The 19,346-nt window shown below is 69.8% G+C and carries 22 protein-coding genes; 15 read left to right on the forward strand and 7 right to left on the reverse strand.

Translation table 11 applies throughout. The features are described from left to right. Nucleotides 1-20 precede the first annotated feature (20 nt). Entirely contained in the window at nt 21-467 is a 447-nt protein-coding gene (locus LG380_RS13620) for a PA2169 family four-helix-bundle protein (protein WP_225765811.1), read from the reverse strand. Between the two features lie 183 nt (nt 468-650). Here LG380_RS13620 and LG380_RS13625 point away from each other — a divergent pair, with 183 nt between their 5' ends. From LG380_RS13625 to LG380_RS13650, 6 genes are read left to right on the forward strand one after another with little or no spacing between them, the layout of a single operon-like run. Beyond that, nucleotides 651-797 carry a hypothetical protein gene (locus tag LG380_RS13625; protein ID WP_225765813.1) on the forward strand — a complete coding sequence of 49 codons (147 nt, stop codon included), beginning with the start codon at nt 651-653 and terminating at the stop codon, nt 795-797. Beyond that, nucleotides 794-1,378: a hypothetical protein gene (locus tag LG380_RS13630; RefSeq protein ID WP_225765815.1), complete on the forward strand. Its 585-nt coding sequence runs from the start codon at nt 794-796 to the stop codon at nt 1,376-1,378. The genes LG380_RS13625 and LG380_RS13630 overlap by 4 nt, the downstream gene beginning before the upstream one ends. A gap of 6 nt (nt 1,379-1,384) precedes the next feature. Further along, nucleotides 1,385-1,582 carry a helix-turn-helix transcriptional regulator gene (locus tag LG380_RS13635; RefSeq protein WP_225765817.1) on the forward strand — a complete coding sequence of 66 codons (198 nt, stop codon included), beginning with the start codon at nt 1,385-1,387 and terminating at the stop codon, nt 1,580-1,582. 55 nt (nt 1,583-1,637) lie between these two features. Further along, complete coding sequence (locus LG380_RS13640; RefSeq protein ID WP_225765818.1) at nt 1,638-3,146, forward strand: alpha/beta hydrolase; 1,509 nt, start codon at nt 1,638-1,640, stop codon at nt 3,144-3,146. A gap of 34 nt (nt 3,147-3,180) precedes the next feature. Continuing rightward, nucleotides 3,181-3,927: an ATP-binding cassette domain-containing protein gene (locus tag LG380_RS13645; RefSeq protein ID WP_225765819.1), complete on the forward strand. Its 747-nt coding sequence runs from the start codon at nt 3,181-3,183 to the stop codon at nt 3,925-3,927. Beyond that, entirely contained in the window at nt 3,924-5,105 is a 1,182-nt protein-coding gene (locus LG380_RS13650) for an ABC transporter permease (protein WP_225765820.1), read from the forward strand. Before LG380_RS13645 ends, LG380_RS13650 begins: the two co-directional genes overlap by 4 nt. A gap of 281 nt (nt 5,106-5,386) precedes the next feature. On the opposite strand, the gene LG380_RS13655 is transcribed toward LG380_RS13650, so the two are convergent. Then, on the reverse strand, nt 5,387-6,379 hold the full coding sequence (locus tag LG380_RS13655) for an energy transducer TonB (protein ID WP_225766633.1): 993 nt from the start codon (nt 6,377-6,379) through the stop codon (nt 5,387-5,389). Between the two features lie 186 nt (nt 6,380-6,565). Further along, complete coding sequence (locus LG380_RS13660) at nt 6,566-7,177, reverse strand: TIGR00645 family protein (protein WP_225765821.1); 612 nt, start codon at nt 7,175-7,177, stop codon at nt 6,566-6,568. Nucleotides 7,178-7,318: 141 nt separating this feature from the next. On the opposite strand from LG380_RS13660, the gene LG380_RS13665 reads away from it, so the two are divergent. Both LG380_RS13665 and LG380_RS13670 read left to right on the forward strand, forming a co-directional pair. Then, nucleotides 7,319-8,014, forward strand: coding sequence for a glutathione binding-like protein (locus LG380_RS13665; RefSeq protein ID WP_225765822.1), 696 nt, complete (start codon nt 7,319-7,321; stop codon nt 8,012-8,014). An 81-nt stretch (nt 8,015-8,095) separates the two neighbouring features. After that, nucleotides 8,096-10,327: a S9 family peptidase gene (locus LG380_RS13670; protein ID WP_225765823.1), complete on the forward strand. Its 2,232-nt coding sequence runs from the start codon at nt 8,096-8,098 to the stop codon at nt 10,325-10,327. Nucleotides 10,328-10,393: 66 nt separating this feature from the next. On the opposite strand, the gene LG380_RS13675 is transcribed toward LG380_RS13670, so the two are convergent. Next, nucleotides 10,394-10,834, reverse strand: coding sequence for a hypothetical protein (locus LG380_RS13675; protein ID WP_225765824.1), 441 nt, complete (start codon nt 10,832-10,834; stop codon nt 10,394-10,396). A 179-nt stretch (nt 10,835-11,013) separates the two neighbouring features. Here LG380_RS13675 and LG380_RS13680 point away from each other — a divergent pair, with 179 nt between their 5' ends. From LG380_RS13680 to LG380_RS13690, 3 genes are all read left to right on the forward strand, one after another. Then, nucleotides 11,014-11,256 (forward strand): hypothetical protein, encoded by a 243-nt coding sequence (locus LG380_RS13680; RefSeq protein WP_225766635.1) that lies wholly within the window; start codon nt 11,014-11,016, stop codon nt 11,254-11,256. Nucleotides 11,257-11,473: 217 nt separating this feature from the next. Continuing rightward, nucleotides 11,474-12,463: a porphobilinogen synthase gene (gene hemB / locus LG380_RS13685; protein WP_225765825.1), complete on the forward strand. Its 990-nt coding sequence runs from the start codon at nt 11,474-11,476 to the stop codon at nt 12,461-12,463. Between the two features lie 2 nt (nt 12,464-12,465). After that, nucleotides 12,466-12,738 carry an SHOCT domain-containing protein gene (locus tag LG380_RS13690; RefSeq protein WP_225765826.1) on the forward strand — a complete coding sequence of 91 codons (273 nt, stop codon included), beginning with the start codon at nt 12,466-12,468 and terminating at the stop codon, nt 12,736-12,738. Nucleotides 12,739-12,740: 2 nt separating this feature from the next. Here the strand turns inward: LG380_RS13690 and LG380_RS13695 are convergent, their stop codons facing one another. Next, on the reverse strand, nt 12,741-13,625 hold the full coding sequence (locus LG380_RS13695) for a TolB-like protein (RefSeq protein WP_225765828.1): 885 nt from the start codon (nt 13,623-13,625) through the stop codon (nt 12,741-12,743). Between the two features lie 52 nt (nt 13,626-13,677). Here LG380_RS13695 and aroE point away from each other — a divergent pair, with 52 nt between their 5' ends. The 4 genes from aroE to LG380_RS13715 all read left to right on the forward strand — a co-directional run bounded on the left by aroE (nt 13,678) and on the right by LG380_RS13715 (nt 17,581). Next, on the forward strand, nt 13,678-14,523 hold the full coding sequence (aroE, locus tag LG380_RS13700; RefSeq protein ID WP_225765830.1) for a shikimate dehydrogenase: 846 nt from the start codon (nt 13,678-13,680) through the stop codon (nt 14,521-14,523). A 9-nt stretch (nt 14,524-14,532) separates the two neighbouring features. Then, nucleotides 14,533-14,886, forward strand: coding sequence for a hypothetical protein (locus LG380_RS13705; protein ID WP_225765831.1), 354 nt, complete (start codon nt 14,533-14,535; stop codon nt 14,884-14,886). A 35-nt stretch (nt 14,887-14,921) separates the two neighbouring features. Continuing rightward, entirely contained in the window at nt 14,922-17,060 is a 2,139-nt protein-coding gene (gene dinG / locus LG380_RS13710; RefSeq protein ID WP_225765833.1) for an ATP-dependent DNA helicase DinG, read from the forward strand. A gap of 77 nt (nt 17,061-17,137) precedes the next feature. Further along, a complete protein-coding gene (locus LG380_RS13715; protein WP_225765834.1) occupies nt 17,138-17,581 on the forward strand; it encodes a hypothetical protein in 444 nt (147 codons plus the stop codon). Nucleotides 17,582-17,589: 8 nt separating this feature from the next. Here LG380_RS13715 and LG380_RS13720 read toward each other — a convergent pair whose 3' ends face one another. Further along, the gene (locus LG380_RS13720; RefSeq protein ID WP_318780087.1) at nt 17,590-18,039 is read right to left on the reverse strand and encodes a DUF1761 domain-containing protein; all 450 of its coding nucleotides are present in this window, start codon (nt 18,037-18,039) and stop codon (nt 17,590-17,592) included. Nucleotides 18,040-18,082: 43 nt separating this feature from the next. Next, complete coding sequence (gene hmpA / locus LG380_RS13725; protein ID WP_225765838.1) at nt 18,083-19,267, reverse strand: NO-inducible flavohemoprotein; 1,185 nt, start codon at nt 19,265-19,267, stop codon at nt 18,083-18,085. Nucleotides 19,268-19,346 lie beyond the last annotated feature (79 nt).

Below are 19,346 nucleotides of genomic sequence, written 5' to 3' on the forward strand. Positions count from 1 at the left end.
CCGCGCGGCCCGGTGTTGGATCAGGACTGCATCGCGTGCTTGCGGGTGCGCATGATGTCGTGGCACTGCTGCACTTCCGGCAGCAGGCGCGAGATCTCCTGGCGGGCGGCCGGCGGCAGGTCGTTGTTCGACAGCGCCTCGCGGAAGGCGGCCAGCAGGCGATCCTCGGATTCCTCCAGTTCGGCGACATAGCCGTACTGGGTGTCACCGAAGGTCGCGCGCAGCTTGCCGTACATCTGGCGCATCGAGCCGACCACGGTGCCGTGCTCGGCCGGGGTGCCACCGGCGGCAGCGACCGCGGTGCCTAGGGTGCCGACGATGTCGGCCTTCACCGCGGCGATGCGGCGGAACAGCGAGGACAGCTCGGTGTCCTGCACCTTGGAGGCGGCTTCCTCGTAGAAGGACTGGCCGTCGCGGGCGATTTCGATCAGGTCGTTGAGGCTGTGCTCGACGGAAGCGTTGTTCACGGTGGGATGTCCTTTTGCTGTACAGGGCAGCTCATCCTGGCCCCGGCGGCATGTAGCGGGGGTGATGGCGCCTTGACCGCGTGGTTACATCGCACTGTAAAGGACGCTTGACACGACCCGCGGGCCATCGCTATCGTCGGTGTCAAGCGTACTTGACAGGAATCGGGGATGGAAAGGGCGTGCTTGGCGGGTAACAAGGGGATCTTCCTGAGCGTGGGCCTGGGCTTCATCGGCCTGGGCGCGGGCGGGCAGTCGAGCTTCCTGTGGCTGGGCCTTGGCTGCCTTGGCGTGTTCGCCGCCTCGGCGTTGCAGCGCGGGAGCCGGCGATGAAGTCCTACCAGGCCGGTGCCCTGCTTGCAGCCGGAGCGGTGTGTGGCTTCGGTGGACTGGCCCTGCGCCACCTGGCCCCGGGCATGCTGCCGGACATGGCGACCGGCGCGCTGGTCGGACTGGGCCTGGGTCTGGTGTTCGCGGCCCTGCTGCGCTGGCGCCTGGGCGACGGCTGCGATGCCGCCCCGGCCCCCGTGCGCCGTCGTTACACCCGCGCCCTGCTGATCGCCATGGGCGCTTACGTCGTGGTGCTGATGGCCTCCATCACCCTGATCAAGACCACCGAGCTGGCTCCGGCACTGCGTGCCGCCGTGGCGCTGGCACCGGTACTGCCAATCGCGTTCGTGCTCAGGGCGATGGCGCAGTACATCCGCCAGACCGACGAGATGCAGCAGCGCATCGAACTGGAAGCGGTGTGCCTGGCCACCGCCTTCGTCTGCCTGCTGTACATGGCCGGCGGTTTCCTGCAGACCGCGAAGGTCATCGACCTGCCCGCGGCGGTGCCGCTGATCTGGGCCTTCCCGCTGGTGTGCTTCAGCTACGGCCTGGCCAAGACCTACGTGGTCACCCGTTACCGATAGGCCCGCATGGACAACCAACTGCGCGCGCTGCGGGAAACCCGGGGCTGGTCACAAGCCGAGCTTGCCGATCGTCTTGAGGTCTCAAGGCAGACGGTCAACGCGCTGGAGACCGGCAAGTACGACCCGAGCCTGCCGCTGGCCTTCCGCATCGCCCGCCTGTTCGCGCTGCGGATCGAGGACATCTTCACCCCGGAACAGACCTGAGCGGCTGCGGCCGCCTGTACTCCAGCTCCAAGAACCACAGCCCAAGGGACCCACCATGATCTCCGGCATTACCCGAAAACTACTGGCCGTCTCCGCGGCGGCCGCCCTGCTGGGCGGCTGCCACGCCGAGCCGGAAACGCCCGCCGCTGCCGACGCGACCCGTCACTACGGCAGCATCGGTTTCGAGCCGTGCACCCTGTCCAGCGCCATGGGCGGCAACGTGCAGGCGCAGTGCGCCACCTTCGAGGTGCCGGAGAACCGTGCCGAACCCGAAGGCCGCAGGATCAGCCTCAACCTGGCCTGGCTGCCGGCCGGCAACGAGGCCGCGGCCGACGAGGATCCGGTGTTCTTCCTGGCCGGCGGCCCGGGGCAGTCGGCGGTGGACGTGTGGCCGCAGCTCGATGCCGCCTTCTCCCAGGTCCGCAGGCAACGCCATGTGGTGCTGGTCGACCAGCGTGGCACCGGCAAGTCCAACCTGCTGCAGTGCGAGCCGCCGGAGGACTTCGACGAATCGGCCGCCCCGGCTGCGGAGCAGATCGCCGCGTTTGCCGCCGCCTGCGCCGCGCAGGTGGCCGATCGCGCCGATACCCGCCACTACACCACCGCCGAGGCCATCGCTGATCTGGACGACGTGCGCCAGGCGCTGGGCGTGGAGAAGATCGACCTGGTCGGTGGCTCCTACGGCACCCGCGTCGCCCAGCAGTACGCCGGGAAGTATCCGCAGCACGTGCGCGCCATCGTGCTCGATGGGGTGGCGCCCAACGACCTGGTGGTCGGTGGCGAGTTCGCGCACACCTTCGAGGACGCGCTGAAACTGCAGTCCGAGGGTTGCCGTGCGCTGCCGGCCTGTGCCCGGCGTTTCCCGCAGGATCCACGCGCGCAGCTGGAAACGCTGGTGACGCGCCTGCGCCAGGCGCCGGTGGAAGTCGAGTACCGGCATCCGGTCAGCGGCGAGAGCCGCACCGGCAAGGTCAGCGCCGACACCGTCACCAGCCTGGCCTTCATGTTCTCGTACATGCCGCAGACCGCCTCGCTGCTGCCGCTGGTGCTCGACGAGGCCGCGCAGGGCCGCTATGCACCGCTGATGTCGCTGCATGAACTGATCGGCGGCAGCATGGGCGCGTCGATGGCGCGCGGCATGCAGTGGTCGGTGATCTGCGCCGAGGATGCCGACCGCTACCAGGAGGACGCGGCCACCGCCAACACCCTGCTCGGCGCCGAGGTCGCGCGCATGTTCTTCGCCGCCTGCCCGGGCTGGCCGCATGGCAGCCGTGCCGCCGACTTCACCGCGCCGCTGCGCAGCGACGTGCCGGTGCTGCTGCTGTCCGGCGAGCTGGATCCGGTGACCCCGCCGCGTTACGCCGAGCGCGTCCTAGAGGGCCTGCCCAACGGCCGCCACCTGGTCCTGCGCGGGCAGGGCCACGGCACCCTGGGCCGCGGCTGCATGCCGCGCCTGCTGGCCCAGTTCCTCGAGTCAGCCGATGCCAAGGCGCTCGATGCCACCTGCCTGGATTCGATGGCCTACGTGCCGCCCTTCACCAGTTTCAACGGATGGGAACCCTGATGCGCCCTGCCTACTTCGCGAACGGAGCCGCGCCATGATCCGCGCCCACGACCTGCACAAGACATTCAAGACCAAGACCGGCGTGGTCAACGCCGTGTCCGGGGTCAGCTTCGAGGCCCATGACGGCCAGATCACCGGCCTGCTCGGGCCCAACGGTGCCGGCAAGACCACCACGCTGCGCATGCTCTACACCCTGATGCGACCGGAACGCGGCCACATCGAGGTCGACGGCATCGATCCGGGCAACGACCCGATGGCGGTGCGCCGCGCGCTCGGCGTGTTGCCCGACGCCCGCGGCGTGTACAAGCGCCTGACCGCACGCGAGAACATCGAGTACTTCGCGCGTCTGCACGGCATGCCCGCCGGGCTGACCCGGCAGCGCATCGCCGCGCTGTCCGAGGCACTGGACATGGGCGAGATCCTCGATCGCCAGACCGAAGGCTTCTCGCAGGGGCAGCGCACCAAGACCGCGATTGCCCGCGCGCTGGTGCACGACCCGCGCAACGTGATCCTGGACGAGCCGACCAACGGCCTGGACGTGATGACCACCCGCGCGATGCGCGAATTCCTGCGCAGGCTGCGCGACGAGGGCCGCTGCGTGATCTTCTCCAGCCACATCATGCAGGAGGTGGCCGCGCTGTGTGACCGCATCGTCATCATCGCCAAGGGCCAGGTGGTTGCCTCGGGCAGCGCCGACCAGCTGCGCGAGCAGACCGGCGAGGCGAACCTGGAAGACGCCTTCGTCAAGGCGATCGGCTCGGAGGAGGGCCTGCACGCATGAGCACACTGGCAACGATGTGGACCGTGCTGTGCAAGGAGCTTCGCGACATCAGCCGCGACCGCCGTACCTTGGCACTGACCCTGTTCCTGGGGCCGATCCTGTTCCCGGCCCTGATCCTGGGCTCCGGCTCGCTGGCCGAGAAACGCGCACGTACCCAGCAGCAACAGGTGCTGGAAGTGCCGACCATCGGTCGCGAGCACGCGCCCAACCTGGTGGGTTACCTGGCCACCCGCGGGATCAAGGTGGTCGAGGCACCGGAGGACCTGGCCGATGCGCTGCGCGAGCAGCGCGTGGACGTGGGCCTGCGCATTTCCGACAGCTACGCCGAGGACTGGCGCAATGGTCGCCCGGCCCTGGTCGAGGTGATGCTCGACAGCAGCCAGCGCGATGCCAGCATCCCGGCCGGGCGCCTGACCTCGGCCCTGGCCGCCTACGGCGGCGAGGTCGGCTCGCTGCGCCTGCTGGCCCGCGGCATCGACGCCTCGGTCGCCTCGCCGCTGAGCATCGGCTCGCTGGACGTGGTCACGCCCGATGCCAAGCGCGGCCTGATGCTGTCGCTGCTGCTGCCGTACTTCCTGATCATTACCGCCTTCCTTGGCGGCGCGGCGCTGGTGCTCGATGCCACCGCCGGCGAGCGCGAGCGGCAATCGCTGGAGCCGTTGCTGGCCACGCCGGCACCGCGCGGCGCCATCGTCAGCGGCAAGATCGCCGCGGCCTGCGCGCTGGGCCTGGTCAGCCTGCTGCTGTCGCTGCTGGCGATCAAGTTCAGCGCCATGCTCGGCCCGGCCTCGGCACGCAACCTGGACATCTCGATGCTGACCATCGGCAAGCTGCTGTTCGTGCTGCTGCCGATGCTGTTCATCGGCACCGCACTGCTCACGCTGCTGGCCGCCTCGGCCAAGAGCCTGAAGGAAGCCCAGAGCCACATGTCCTGGCTGATGCTGCTGCCGATGGTGCCGACCATCATGCTGATGGTGAGCCCGGTGAAGACCCAGCTGTGGCAGTTCTCGGTGCCGTTCCTGGCGCAGAACCAGCTGCTGCTGAAGGTGATCCGCCACGAGCCGATCAGCGCCCAGGTGTGGGCGGTCTACCTCGGCGCGGGCCTGGGCCTGGCGGCGCTGCTGTGGTTCGGCGCGGTACGCCGCTACCACCAGGAGAAGCTGGCGATCTCGGGCTGAGTCCCGGCATCGATCAGAGTCGTGCAACAGGCGCCCTCCGGGGCGCTTGTTGTTTGTGGAGCCCGGAAGCCGGCGGTCAGGGTGATGCCGGCGATGCGTCCAGAGCACCAGCGTATGGCGACGTCGACGACTGTGGCTGCAGGGAGACCGGCTGCCATCGGCTTCTGGACTAACGCGTGCGCCGCCGCAGCCCTTGCCCGCCCGCGGTGGATGACCGGTCGGCATCCACGCAAAAAAAAGCCCCGGACCATGCCGGGGCTTTCCGTATGCGTTGGATCGGATCAGCTGCCCGGGGCGAAGGCCAGGGTGCGGCGGGTGGTGACCGACTCGCTGACCGGCTCGAACTTCCAGCGCTTGACCGCGGCCAGGGCCTCGCGGTCGAACACGCGGGCCGGGGTGGCACGCAGCACGCGGGCATTGACCACCGAGCCGTCGGTGCCGACGGTGATCTCCACCAGCACCTCGCCCGAGATGCCGGCGCGCAGGGCTTCGGCCGGGTAACGCGGGGCCGGGGTGCTGACCGGACGCAGGCTCGGGGCGGTCGCGGCCGGGCGTGCGGCGGCCTGCTGGGCAGCTTGCTGCGCGGCGCGCTGCTCGGCCTCGCGGCGGGCGGCGGCCTGGCGCTCGGCTTCCTGGCGCTCGGATTCGCGGCGGGCCGCTTCCTGCTGCGCGGCGATCTGCTGCGCGGCCTGGCGCTCGGCTTCCTGCTGCTGGGCCAGGCGCTGCTGGTCGGCCAGCTGCTTGGCGCGGGTCTCGGCTTCCTTCTTGACCTTGTCGGTCTCTTCCTGGGTCCGCTTGACCACGGCCTGCATGCCGTTGGTGATGCCCGACTTCAGGCGCGGCAGGGCCGGGGCGGTGTCGTCGACCTTCTCGATCAGGGCGACCAGGCGCTGGGCTTCGTTGAAGTCCTCGCGGGCCAGGCCCTGCTCGGCGGCGATCAGGGTGTAGGGCAGCAGGTCGGTCAGCGCCTGGCGCACCGACGCGTCTTCGGGCAGCTTGTCGCGCAGGGCCAGGTAATACTCCATCGCGTTGTCGCCGGCCGGCGCGTACATGCGGTTGTCGCGCAGGGCCGCCGAGGCCATGTCGCGCAGCTCGCCGGTATCCATGGACTGGACCTTGGCCGAGACCGCCGGTTCGGCCGGCGCTGCCGGTGCGGCGGCGTTGTTGGCGGCGCCCGGCGCGGCGGCCGGTGCGGCCGGCTCGTCCTTCGAGCAGGCGGCCAGCAGGCCCAGCAGCAATGCGGGCGCGAGCAGGTGCACCCTTCCCTTGGTCATGACGTGCGACATCTAACTCCCCCTTGGAACCGAAGATGCGTGTGGAATTTGCGACCAGGCCGTTTCCGGCGACGTTTCCCGACGACGCCGGGGCCTGGGGGCAGGAGGGCAATCTAGCATTGCCACCCCTGCATGGACGAGGTGCCAGCGCCATCAACCTTGAAAGGTGATGGCGGTCACGATTCGTCAGTGGTGGGCGTGGTGCGCCTTGTGCGAACCGTTGGCCATCAGCTTGTCGGTCCAGGCGATGCCGATGGCCGAGGCGATGAACACCACATGGATGATGGTCTGCCACAGCACGCCGTCGGTGGTCAGCGCCGAACAGCGGGCCGCGCCGATGTTGGAGGCGGCCGTGGCGATCAGTTCCGGCGGGCAGAACGGCAGGCCGGTGAGGGTGCCGGCGGCAATGAAGGTCTTGAGCAGGTGGATCGAGGAGATGCCGATGATCGCCATCGCCAGCTTGACCTTGAGCACCGAGGCGTTGACGTGGCTCAGCCACTCCGGCTGGTCCGGGTGGCCTTCCAGGCCCAGGCGCGAGACGAAGGTCTCATAGCCACCGACGATCACCATCACCAGCAGGTTGGAGATCATCACCACGTCGATCAGGCCCAGCACGATCAGCATGATCTGCTGCTCGCCCATCGCCGGGGCGTCGTGGATCAGGTGCCACAGTTCCTTGCCGAACAGGAACACGTAGACGCACTGCGCCAGGATCAGGCCCAGGTACAGCGGCAGCTGCAGCCAGCGCGAGGCGAAGATCAGGGTGGACAGCGGGCTCAGGGGCTTGGGTAGGGACATGGGGATGCTGCGCTGCGAAAGGGTGCGCGCAGGGTAACGGCCGGCCGGGGGCCTGCCAAGAAGCACCGTTCCAGCAACCGGGCATGGGACCCGGGACGGCTCGCATACACTGCAATACCGTGTCTGGACGGAGCGTTCCTGATGATCGACCTGTACTACTGGCCCACCCCCAATGGCCACAAGATCACCCTGTTCCTTGAGGAAACCGGGCTGCCCTACACGCTCAAGCCGGTGAACATCGGCAAGGGCGACCAGTTCGAGCCCGGCTTCCTGTCCATCGCCCCGAACAACAAGATGCCGGCCATCGTCGACCACGCCCCGGCCGATGGCGGCGAGCCGATCAGCGTGTTCGAGTCCGGCGCGATCCTGGTCTACCTGGCCAACAAGACCGGGCGCTTCTTCGGCAGCGACCTGCGGCAGAAGGTGCAGGTCAACCAGTGGCTGATGTGGCAGATGGCCGGGCTGGGGCCGATGAGCGGGCAGATGGGCCATTTCAACGTCTACGCGCCCGAGCGCATTCCCTATGCCATCGAGCGCTACGACAGCGAGGTGCGGCGCCTGCACCGGGTGATGGACAAGCGCCTGTCCGAGGCAGAGTTCCTGGGCGGCGACGAATACAGCATCGCCGACATGGCCAGCTATCCGTGGATCGGCGCCTACGACAAGCTGCCGGTGGACTTCGACGCCTTCCCGCACCTCAGGCGCTGGCACCAGGCCATCGCCGCGCGTCCGGCCACCCAGCGCGCGTATGCGCTGACCAGGCAGGTCAATCCCAACGCCGGCAAGCCGCTGACCGAGGAAGAGCGCAGGCAGCTGTTCGGCACCGGCAAGCGCTGAGCGCGGCTGTACCGCGCGGCTGGCTTGGTTAGGATGGCGGGCCCCGGCACGGCCGGGTCCGCGTCCTCGCCGGGAGTTTCCATGCGCCACCTGTTTGCCTCGATCCTGCTCATGCTCGCCACCAGTACCGCCGCCCACGCCGAGAAACTCACGCTCGAGGCCATCACCGGCAGCGCGCCGCTGTCCGGCCCGACCCTGATGAAGCCCAAGGTGGCGCCCGACGGTTCGCGGGTGACCTTCCTGCGTGGCAAGGACGCCGACCGCAACCAGCTGGACCTGTGGGAATACGACATCGCCAGCGGCCAGACGCGGGTGCTGGTCGACTCCAAGGTGGTGATGCCGGGCGAGGAAACCCTCAGCGACGAGGAGAAGGCGCGGCGCGAGCGCCAGCGCATTGCCGCGCTCAGCGGCATCGTCGATTACCAGTGGGCGCCGGACGCGCGCCGCCTGCTGTTCCCGCTCGGCGGCGAGTTGTACCTGTATGACCTGGACAGGAGCGGCCGTGAGGCAGTGCGCCAGCTCACCCACGGCGAGGGCTTTGCCACCGACGCCAAGCTCTCGCCCAAGGGCGGTTTCGTCAGCTTCGTGCGCGGCCGCAACCTGTGGGTGATCGAGCTGGCCAGCGGCCGGCAACTGCAGCTGACCGACGACGGCAGCGCGACCATCGGCAACGGCGTGGCCGAGTTCGTCGCCGACGAGGAGATGGACCGCCACACCGGCTACTGGTGGGCGCCGGATGATTCGGCCATCGCCTTTGCCCGCATCGACGAATCGCCGGTGCCGGTGCAGAAGCGCTACGAGATGTATGCCGACCGCGTCGAGGTGATCGAACAGCGGTACCCCGCTGCCGGCGATGCGAACGTACTGGTGAAGCTGGGCGTGATCGCCCCGCGCGAGGGTGCGACCCCGGCCTGGATCGATCTGGGCAAGGAAACCGACATCTACCTGGCCCGCGTCGACTGGCGCGGCCCGCAGCGGCTGACCTTCCAGCGCCAGAGCCGCGACCAGAAGCGCCTGGAACTGGTGGAAACCAGCCTGGCCACTGGCGCCCAGCGCGTGCTGGCCACCGAGACCAGCAGGACCTGGGTGCCGCTGCACAACAGCCTGCGCTTCCTCGACGATGGCCGCTTCGTCTGGTCGTCCGAGCGCAGCGGCTTCCAGCACCTGTACCTGGCCAGCGAGGACGGCCGCAAGCTGGTGCCGCTGACCTCGGGCAACTGGCCGGTGGACGAACTGCTGGCCGTGGACGAGGCCGCGGGCAAGGTCTACTTCCGCGCCGGCATCGATACCCCGCTGGAGAGCCAGATCCTGGCCGTGGACCTGTCCGGCAAGGGCGGCATCCAGCGCCTGTCCACGCAGCCGGGCATGCATTCGGCCAGCTTCGCGCGCAACGCCAGCGTCTACGTCGACAGCTGGTCCAACGCGACCACGCCGCCGCAGATCGAGCTGTACCGCGCCAATGGCGAAAAGATCGCCACCCTCGTCGACAATGACCTGGCCGATCCCAAGCACCCGTATGCGCGCTACCGCGACGCGCAGCGCCCGGTCGAGTTCGGCACCCTCACCGCCGCCGATGGCCGCACCGAACTGCACTACAGCCTGACCCGCCCGGCCGGCTTCGACCCGGCGCGCAAGTACCCGGTGGTGGTCTATGTCTACGGCGGCCCGGCCTCGCAGACCGTGAGCAATGCCTGGCCCGGCCGTGGCGACCACCTGTTCAACCAGTACCTGGCGCAGCAGGGCTACGTGGTGTTCTCGCTGGACAACCGCGGCACGCCGCGCCGCGGCCGTGACTTCGGCGGCGCGCTGTACGGCGTGCAGGGCACGGTGGAGGTGGCCGACCAGCTCAAGGGCGTGGAATGGCTCAAGGGCCAGCCGTGGGTGGACCCGGCGCGGATCGGCGTGCACGGCTGGTCCAACGGCGGCTACATGACCCTGATGCTGCTGGCCAAGGCCTCGGACCACTACGCCTGCGGCGTGGCCGGCGCACCGGTCACCGACTGGGGGCTGTACGACACCCATTACACCGAGCGCTACATGGGCCTGCCGGCCGGCAACGAGGCCGGCTACCGCGAGGCGCGCATCGAGACCCACTTGGACGGCCTGCGCAGCCGCCTGCTGCTGATCCACGGCATGGCCGACGACAACGTGCTGTTCTCCAACTCCACCGCGCTGATGAGCGGGCTGCAGAAGCGCGGCCACCCGTTCGAGCTGATGACCTACCCGGGCGCCAAGCACGGCCTGTCCGGCGCCAACGCGCTGCACCGCTACCGCGTGGCCGAGGAATTCCTGGGGCGCTGCCTCAAGCCCTGAGCCGGTGCTGTCACCACGGAAGAAGAAAGGGCGCCCGCGGGCGCCCTTTCACTTTTCCTGTCCGGCTCAGTCGGCCGGCTGGGGTTCGGCCCGTGCGCCCGGCGGCACCCAGATCGCGATGCCGGCCGCGCGCTTCTGCTGGGTCGGGATACCCACGCTGAGCCCGCCGCCGCCGTGGCGGCCATAGCTGCCACCGCCCACGCCGAGGCTGACGGGAGAGCCGCCCGAGCCCACGCCCATCAGCACCACGCCATTGGCGCCCAGTGCGGCGGCCTCGCGCTTGAGCCGCGCCACCGCGGCATCGGTCTGGCCCTGGGTGCCAAAGCCCACGCCGCTGGCCGATTCGAGCTGGGCAATCTCGATGCTGCCGGCCGGCGGCGTCGAATAGACCTGCACCACGGCCGGGTCGACCGGCGCACGCGCCTGCCCGAGCATGACCTTGGAGGTACTGGCACACCCGCTGGCGACCAGCGCCAGTCCCAGGACAGCTGCAATTCGGAACTCCATGGCACACCCCTCGCCAGCGGACGGAAGCGGATCATCCCGGGTGGCCACTGAATCGCCGGCCAACCCGCGCGGCGATGGTAGCGCGGGCCTCCGTGATGGCGATGCCGTGAAACCGCGTGCACACCGTGACGGGCAAGCTGTGCGGCATTTCGACAAGGACAGGGAGACACGTCATGGGGCTGATCAGCCTGTTGTGGGGCATCGTGGCACTGCTGTGGATGGTGCTGGCCTTCATCCCGTTGCTGGGCTGGGGCAACTGGTTCCTGATTCCGTTTGCCGCGGTCGGCGCGCTGCTGGGCGCCATCGCCATGCTGTTCACCCACGAGCAGCGTCGTGGCCGCGCCAAGGCAGGCCTGCTGCTCAACGTGGTGGTGATCGTGGTCGGCGTGATCCGCCTGAGCCTGGGCGGCGGCATCATCTGAGCCCTGACCGGCAGGCGGGAGGACTGCCTTGCCGGCGGCACGATCAGGGATGGTTTCGCCCCGGGGCGTAGAATGGCCGGGTCGGGATGACCTCCCGTTGGCCTGCACCGCCGCCCTGATCCGTCCTGCTGGCACCACGCTCCCGCTCCGCGGGCCGGGCCGCCGCTCCGGCCGGGAGAGGCGCCGCTGGCCGCCCTTCCCGAATCCGGAGCGTTCCATGATCCATCCCCACTACCGTCCGCGGCGCATGCGCCATGACGAGTTCTCGCGCCGGCTGATGCGCGAGAACACCTTCACCACCGACGACCTGATCTGGCCGGTGTTCGTCCACGAGCTGCCTGGCCGCACGCCGGTGGCCTCGATGCCGGGCGTGGACCGCATGTCAATCGACGAGCTGCTGCGCGAGGCCGAGCAGGCGCTGGAACTGGGCGTGCCGGTGATCGACCTGTTCCCGGTGATCGACCCGACCGGAAAGTCGCTCGACGCCGCCGCGGCCTGGGACGACAACGGTCTGGCGCAGCGTGCGGTGCGCGCGCTGAAGTCGCGCTTCCCCGAGCTGGGGGTGATGACCGACGTGGCGCTGGATCCTTACACCACCCACGGCCAGGACGGGATCATCGACGAGCGCGGCTACGTGCTCAACGACATCACCGTCGAGGCGCTGGTCAGGCAGTCGCTGAGCCATGCCGCCGCCGGCGTGGACATCGTCTCGCCCTCGGACATGATGGACGGCCGTATCGGCGCCATCCGCCAGGCGCTGGATGACGCCGGCCACATCAACGTGCGGATCATGGCCTACTCGGCCAAGTACGCCTCGGCGTTCTACGGCCCGTTCCGCGATGCGGTGGGCAGCGCCGGCAACCTCGGCAAGGCCGACAAGAAGACCTACCAGATGGATCCGGCCAACTCCGACGAGGCGATGCGCGAGATCGCGCTGGACCTGGAGGAGGGCGCGGACATGGTCATGGTCAAGCCGGGCATGCCGTACCTGGACGTGGTGCGCCGGGTGAAGACCGAGTTCGGCGTACCGACCTTCGCCTACCACGTCAGTGGCGAGTACGCGATGCTCAAGGCCGCGGCCGCCAATGGCTGGCTGGACGAGAAGAAGTGCGTGATGGAAACCATGATCGGTTTCAAGCGGGCCGGTGCCGATGGCGTGCTGACCTACTACGCACCGCAGATCGCGCGCTGGCTGCGCGGGGGCTGAGCGTGGGCAGCCTGAGCCTGTACCACTTCACCGTGGTGGTGATCGGCCTGTCGGCCTTCGTGATCGTGGTCGGCGGCGTGATCTACGCCATCGTCCGTGCCTCGCGCCGTCCTGCGCCGCTGCATTCGGCCGCGGCGCGGCTGCGCGAGCAGTCGCCGCTGCCGCCCCAGGTCGAGGCCGCGCTGCACGAGCTGGACCAGCTCAAGGGCCGCGGCGTGGTCAGCGAGGCCGAATACGCGCAGCGCCGCCAGGCGCTGCTGCAGTCCCAGCGCTGAGCTCAGCGGCAGTCGTCACTGCCGCTGGCAGCCGGGGCCCGCATCCGGTACAGGTCCAGCCCGCCGGCCCTGGGCGCGCGGGCACTGCCGGCGACCAGCAGCTCGGTTGGCCTGGAGGCATCGACCACGGGGCCGGTGGTGCGGCCTTCGGCGGTGTTGAACGACAGCGCCAGCGGCTGCGCCCCGGCGTACCCGCCGTCGGCGCACTGCGCCAGCCACAGCTGCGGGGCCGCCTGCTGCCCGCCGGTGGCGCGGGCCACGACCAGCGCCCGGCCGTTGCCCAACCATGCCGCATCAATCTCGTCGTCGGCGGTATTGATCCCGGCGACGGCCACCGGCGCGGCGAAGGCCGTGCCCTGCCAGCGTGACTGGAGCAGGTCATGGCCGCCTGCGCCGCCGTGGCCATTGCTGGCGAACAGCAGACGCTGGCCGTCCAGGTCCAGGCTCGGCGCGCGTTCGTCGCCGCGGCTGTTGACCGCCCTCCCCAGTGACTGCACCGGCCCGTAGTCGCGGCCATCGAACGCGGCGCGGTACAGGTCGCTGCCGCCCTGGCCGCCACGGCGGTTGGAGGCGAAGTACAGCCAGCGGCCATCGGCACTGAGGAACGGGTCGAACTCGTCGGCGGCCGAATTCAACGGCAACGCCCTGGGCTCGCTCCAGCGGCCATCGCGCAGCGTGGCTTGCCACAGGTCCCAGCCGCCGGCACCGCCCTCGCGGTCGCTGGCCCAGACAATGCGCTGGCCGTCGGCCGAAATGCTGGCGCGGCTTTCGTTGGCACGGGTGGAAACCACGCCCATGCCCTCGATGCCGTACTCGGACAGCGCCGAGGCCACCGGGGCAGGGAGTAGACTCGCTGAAAGCGCGAGCAGCAGCGATGGGGTCCGCATCCGGGGCTCCATTGGCGGGAGCGCGTCAGTCTAGGACATGCGGAGGAGCAACATGAGTGCAGCACGCCATGCGGTGTTTGGCCAGCCGATCGCCCATTCGCAATCGCCGCGGATCCACGCCGCGTTCGGCGCCGCCGAAGGCATCGCGGTGGACTACCGCGCCATCGAGGTGGCGCCGGACGGTTTCGCCGCCGCGCTCGAGGCGTTTGCCGCCGATGGTGGGGTCGGTGCCAACGTGACCCTGCCGCACAAGCAGGCCGCCTTCGCCCTGTGTTCGAGCACCACTTCGCGCGCGCAGCGGGCCGGTGCGGTCAACACCCTGCTGCGCAAGGGCGACCGCTGGCACGGCGACAACACCGATGGCGCCGGCCTGGTACGCGACCTCACTGGCCGCCACGGCCTGGACCTGCGCGGGCGCCGCGTGCTGCTGCTGGGCGCCGGTGGTGCCGCGCGCGGCGTGGCCCCGGCCCTGCTCGATGCCGGCATCCTGGAGATGGTCGTGGTCAACCGCACGCCGGAAAAGGCCGACGCGCTGGTCGATGCGATGGGCGAGCCGGGCCGCGTCACCTCGCAGTACTGGGATGACCTGCGCAACCAGGGCGACTTTGAGCTGATCGTCAACGCCACCTCCAGCGCTCGCCAGGGGGGTGCATTCAACCTGCCGCTGTCGCTGGTCAACAGCATGACCACGGCGGTGGACCTGAATTACGGCGACGCGGCGATCCCGTTCCTGGCCTGGGCGCGCGCGGCCAGCTGCCGCAACAGCGTCGATGGCCTGGGCATGCTGGTCGAGCAGGCCGCCGAGAGCTTCCAGCAGTGGCACGGCGTGCGCCCGCAGACCGATGCGGTCTACGCGATGCTGCGCGAGCGCGACGCGGTGCTGGTCGGCGCGGACTGAGGCGGATCGATGGGCAATACGACGACGGTGAGCCTGCTGGTGGCAGTGGGCTACCACCTGCCGACGATGATCGCGCTGGCAATCGCGCTGGCCATGCTGATGGGCGGACCGCGCAGCCGGCCGCGCAGCGTGGCGATGGCCGGGCTGGCGATCCTGATGCTGTGCACCGTGCTGGACGCGGTGATGACCGTGCTGCCGGTGCTGTTCGTGGGCACCGGCCGGATGGAGATGCTGCGTACGCTCAACAGCGCGGTGCTGGGCGTGCACGCCATGGTGGCGCTGGGCCGGGCGCTGGCCTTCGTGATGCTGGGCTGGGCGCTGGTGCGTGCGCTGCGGGCCGTGCCGGGCGATCGCCCTGTCTGAACCGGTTGCCGTGAAGGCGCGGCGGGCATGAGAAAATGGCCGCCGATGAACGATGCAGGCAGTACACCGGCGTGACCGAGAAAGTCGAAGCACCGCGGCAGCTGGATGACGCGCTCAAGGCCGGCATCCGCGAGGCCTACGCCGCCCTGCAGGCAAACACGCCCGGTTTCAGCACCCGCCGCTCGCAGAGCCAGATGATCGGCGTGGTCTCGCGCGCGCTGGCCCGCAGCGGCGGCGTCGGTGTGGTCGAGGCACCGACCGGCGTCGGCAAGAGCCTGGGCTACCTGACCGCCGGCGTGCCGATCGCGCTGGCGACGAAGAAGAAGCTGTTGATCAGCACCGGCACCGTGGCCCTGCAGTCGCAGCTGTTCGAGCGCGACATCCCCAACTTCCTCAAGGCCACCGGGCTGCAGGCCACCGTGGCCCTGGCCAAGGGCCGCACCCGCTACCTGTGCACGCGCAACGCCGCCGAGGCGCAGGGCGAGGGCGCGCAGGGCGGCATGTTCGAGGACGAGGCGCCGCTGTACGACCGCCCGCTGGCGCCGATCGAGATGGACGTCGCCCAGCGCCTGAGCCAGGCCTTCACCTCGGGCAAGTGGGATGGCGACCTGGACAACGCCCCGGAGCAGGTGAGCCCGGCCCTGCGCAGTCGCATCACCACCCCGGCCTCGGGCTGTGCCGGCCGCCGCTGCGCATACTCGGCGCAGTGCGCGGTGCTGCGCTCGCGCAACAGCGTGCGCGATGCGCAGATCGTGGTGACCAACCACGCGCTGCTGCTGTCGGCCCTGTCGATCGGCGACAGCGACAACGGCCAGCCGCTGATCGCCCCGCCCGGGGACATGCTGGTGGTGCTGGACGAAGGCCACCACATTGGCAACGTCGCCATCGACCAGGGCGCGGCCAGCCTGGCGCTGGACGAGATGGCCAAGCGCACCGGGCGCCTGCAGATCCTGATCGCCGGCGCCTACCGCGCGGTGGACAAGGAGCGCATCGGCAACCTGCATCCGAACGAGGCGATCGACTGCGCGACGCGAATCAGCAAGCTGCTCAAGGCGTTCCGCCTGGAAATCGAGCGGGCATGGCGACCGGACCCTTCCGAGCGCGAGCCGCTGTGGCGCGCCGCCAACGGCCGCCTGCCCGACGACTGGATGCCGGCGATCGAGGAACTGGGCGAGGAAACCCGCACCCTGCTCAACTGGGCCACCGCCGCGGCCTCGGCCGTGGCCAAGGGCAAGCCGGACGATCCGGCGCGCGAGCGGCTGCAGCGCAACCTCGGCATGGCGCTGGAAATGATCGAGCAGCAGTACGCGCTGTGGGCCGGCTGGCGGCGCGAGGACAAGGAGGGGCAGCCGCCGATGGCGCGCTGGATCACCCTCTCGCGCGACGGCGACCTGGTGCTGCACTGCTCGCCGGTGTCGGCCGCACAGGTGCTGCGCAGGCTGCTGTGGGACGAGGTCGACTCGGTGGTGATGACCTCGGCCACGCTGACCGGCGGTGGTGACTTCCAGTCGCTGGCCATCGACAACGGCCTGCCCGACGACGCGGAGATGGTATCGCTGGCCTCGCCGTTCGACCTGCCCAACCAGGCCGAGCTGGTGGTGCCGCCATTCCCGGTGACGCCGGACGACCGCGAGCGCCATCCGCTCGAGGTGGCCAAGTACCTCGAGCGCGAGCTGGACTGGGACAAGGGCTCGATGGTGCTGTTCACCTCGCGCTGGAAGATGGAGAAGGTGGCCTCGCTGCTGCCCTCGCGCCGGCGCGAGCGCGTGCTGGTGCAGGGCGAGGGGGCGAAGCAGAGGATGATCGACGAGCACATCCGCCGCACCACGGCGGGCGAGGGCTCGGTGCTGTTCGGGCTCAACTCCTTCGGCGAGGGCCTGGACCTGCCGGGCGAGGCCTGCACCACCGTGGTCATCACCCAGGTGCCGTTCGCGGTGCCGACCGATCCGCAGACCTCGACCCTGAGCGAATGGTTCGAAAGCCGCGGACTGAACCCGTTCAACCTGATCGCGATCCCGCACGCGCTGCGCACGCTGACCCAGTTCGCCGGGCGCCTGATCCGCACCTCCACCGATACCGGGCGGGTGGTGATCCTGGACTCGCGCCTGCTCACCCGCCGCTACGGCAAGCGCATCATCGACGCGCTGCCACCGTTCAAGCGGGTCATTGGCTGAGAGCACCTCGGCGGGACTAGGTGACGCGGCCCGGGTCGCCGCGTACAGTGCGCGGCCTCCTTCCCGTGGTGCCCGACATGCAGACTCCTGCCGCTTTCGCCCATGCCGGCTTCCTGGCGCAGCTGCAGGCCGCCGATCCGGCGGCGTCGACGCTGGCCGGGCTGGAACTGCTGCAGACGGCGGGCGGTGGTCATGCACCTACAGCTGCCGGCAATGCATTGCTGGCCCTGCTGCAGGCGCGGCAACGGGTCGATGCGACCAGCGTGGACGTGGGCCTGGTGGCCGACGAGCTGCGCCGTTACCAGAAGTTCGCGGCGCCCGGCCGGCCGTCACTGCAGATCGTGCAGCTGCGCCGCCAGCAGTCCACGGTGCAGCAGGCCCAGCGCGTGGCACGGCAGGAGTTCATCCGCTGCGCCGACGCCTTTGCCCGCGCGGCGGCCTTGACCGTGCCGGCCAGGCTGGGCGTGACCACGACGGTCGAGCGCTGGCTGGCGGCGAACCTGCCGGCCGATCCGGCCTGACCGTCAGCTCAGTGCCACAGGCCCAGGACCAGGCCGAACAGCAGGAACTGCACCGTGTGGTACCCGCCGTCGATCAGCCACAGCACGATGCTGCGCTGGGCGAACTGGTAGTTGATGCCGAAGCTGGCGGCGACCAGGCCGAAGCCGGCCACCGCGCCGCTGGCCAGCGCCGTGGGCAGTGAGGGTGCCGGACCCAGCCACCAGGCAAAGGAAAACGCGGCCACCAGCGAGAACACGAGGCTAACCCGAACACCCGCGCCGGGTGGCCTTGCTGGATCGCGCCGCCGTTTTCGGCCACCCAGTGCGGACCGAACAGGGCCGGTGAATACCAAAGCCCGCCGAGCAGGAAGCTGCAGACGGCGGCGGCGAGGACGGCAAGGATGTTCATGGGGGATGGGGCCCGGTCCGGGTGCGGCGAGTATCCGTACATGGAGCACGGCCCGCCAGTGGCGCCGCACACGAAGATGCCGGCGCGGTTGCCCGCGCCGGCATCGTCAGGACTCAGGCCGCGTCCAGCGCCGCGGCCGGGCCGAAGAACTCGTAGCGGCTCTGCGCCTCGGGCACGCCCAGTTCGCGCAGCAGCCTCCTGGTCGCGGCCATGAACGGCTTGGGACCGAGGAAGTAGGCGTCGACGTCGCGCGTGGCCGGCAGCCACTGTTCCAGCAGCTCGCGACGGATGAAGCCGGTGGCCGGGGCGTCGTCATTGCCGGCCGGCTCGCTGTAGCACACGTGGCTGCGCAACTGCGGGTGGGCCTGCTGGTGGCGCTCGATCAGCTCGCGGAAGGCGTGCACCTGGCCGTTGCGGGCGAAGTGGATGAAGTGCACCGGGCGACCGCTGGCCAGCGCGTGGTCGAGCATCGGCAGGGTCGGGGTTATGCCGACGCCGGCGCTGATCAGCACCAGCGGCTTGTCGCCGGGCTGCAGCACGAAATCGCCGGCCGGGGCGAACAGCTCCAGCGTATCGCCGACCTGGACCTGGTCATGCAGGTGGTTGGAGACGCGGCCACCGGCTTCGCGCTTGACGCTGATGCGGTAGCTGCGGCCGTTGGGCGCCTGCGACAGCGAATAGTTGCGGCGCTCCTCCTTGCCATCGAGCACCAGCCGCAGGCCGATGTACTGGCCGGGGAGGAAGTCCACCACCGCGCCGCCATCGGCCGGGCGCAGGTGGAAGGAGATGATCTCCGCGCTCTCGCGCACCTTGTCGCTGACCAGGAATTCGCGGCCGCCGCGCCAGCCGCCCGGCGCGCGCTCATTGGCGGCGTAGACCTGTTCCTCGGCGCCGATCAGCAGGTCGGCCAGCATCTGGTAGGCGGCGGCCCAGGCATCGATGATCTCGTCGGTGGCCACGTCCGGGCCCAGTACCTCGCGGATCGCACGTAGCAGGCAACTGCCGACGATCGGATAATGCTCGGGCAGCACCTGCAGGGCGACGTGCTTGGCCACGATCTGGCCGACCAGCGGGCCCAAGGCCTCCAGCCGGTCGATGTGCTTGGCGTACATCAGCACCGCATTGGCCAGCGCCCGGGCCTGGTTGCCGCTGGCCTGGTGGGCCTGGTTGAACAGCGCCCGCACCTCGGCGTGCTCGCCGAGCATGATCCCGTAGAAATGCCGGGTGAGAGTCTCGCCGCCGGTTTCCAGCAGCGGAATGGTGGCCTTGACCAGGTCGCGTTGTGCAGCAGTCAACATCGTGGGGTTCCTCGCAGCATCGTGTTTCGACACGGCGATGGTCCGGCAGCGCCCACGTGGACGACATGACATAGGTCAA

The sequence above is a fragment of the Stenotrophomonas sp. Marseille-Q4652 genome (genome assembly GCF_916618915.1).
Lineage (GTDB): Bacteria > Pseudomonadota > Gammaproteobacteria > Xanthomonadales > Xanthomonadaceae > Stenotrophomonas.